The sequence below is a fragment of the Microcoleus sp. Pol14D4 genome (assembly GCF_036701245.1).
Taxonomy (GTDB): Bacteria; Cyanobacteriota; Cyanobacteriia; order Cyanobacteriales; family Microcoleaceae; genus Microcoleus.
On sequence record NZ_JAUBQM010000203.1, the window covers coordinates 1 to 1,212 of the forward strand.

Annotated in this window: 1 protein-coding gene; it reads left to right on the top strand. The window is 40.4% G+C overall.

Translation table 11 applies throughout. The annotated features are described in order from the left end of the window. Positions 1 to 123: 123 nt before the first annotated feature. A complete protein-coding gene (locus QUA33_RS28105) occupies positions 124 to 1,167 on the top strand; it encodes a hypothetical protein (RefSeq protein WP_333153060.1) in 1,044 nt (347 codons plus the stop codon). Positions 1,168 to 1,212: the final 45 nt, after the last annotated feature.

A 1,212-nucleotide genomic window follows, 5' to 3' on the forward strand; every position in this document is an offset into this window, starting at 1 on the left:
GAGAAATAAGTTTATTGGCTCGCGTTCTGGGACTACTTAGCTCAGATACTCCAACCAGCGGTTATTGAGCAGTTACCTGATATTGATGTAGAGAAGTCTCACAAAACATCTCTACAGAAACGGTTGCGTCACGGTGGGGTGTGGCTGTTACTCGATGGTGTTGATGAAATGGCTGTAGGGGCGAACAGTTGTTTGTCCCTGGAAGAAATCAGAAACCAGCTTACTGATTGGTTGGGTAATGTGCGGGTTGTTTTGACCTGTCGAACCAATGTTTGGGATGCCCGTCTCAAAAATCCCCTCACAGGCTTTGATACTTACAAAACTCAGGAGTTTAAACAAGAGCAAGTAGATGATTTTATTCAGCAGTGGTTTGCTGAAGCAAAAAATATTCAACAGGGACAGGAGTTACAGAAAAAGCTGCAAGAACCGCAAAAAAAACGCATCCGCCAACTCGTAAAAAATCCGCTTCGCTTATCTCTACTGTGTCAAATATTCAGCAAAAATAAGCAAGTCGAATTACCAGAAACCAAAGCAGAACTATATCAACACTTTGTCCGCTATTTCTATGAGTGGAAACCATCCCAAACGGTTATTGATTGGGCGACTCAACCAATTTTGCAAGAAGAATTACATCAAGCCCTCGGTCATTTGTCTATAGCAGGATTGGATAGCGATGCTAGATTTCGGTTGCCGCTGAGTTTAATTGAAAAACAAATGGGCGATAGGGTTTTTAAATTAGCCTGGGATCTCGGTTGGCTGAATTTGGTAGATCGAGAAGCTGCAACAGATGAATCTGTTTACGCATTCTTTCATCCTACATTCCAGGAATATTTTGCTTCCTTGGCGATCGATGATTGGCATTTTTTCCTAAATCACATTCCTCATAATCCAGATGAAGGTATTTATCGCATTTTTGAACCGCAGTGGAAAGAAGTGATATTGCTTTGGTTGGGACAAGACCGCATCCAGCCAAATCTCAAAGAAGAATTATTGAAAAATCTACTTAATTTTGATGATAAATGTGAGAGATTTTATAGTTTTCAAGCCTATTTTATTGGCGTCGCAGGTCTCTCTGAATTTCGATACTTTTCCTTGGGTGATGAAATGATTGATACAGTAATTGACTGGAGTTTTAGCAGGGCTATTTCATTCTTGAGAGAAGGGTGATAAGCTGAAGCTATATTCCTTCAAATTGTTTTGAGTAATGACCCA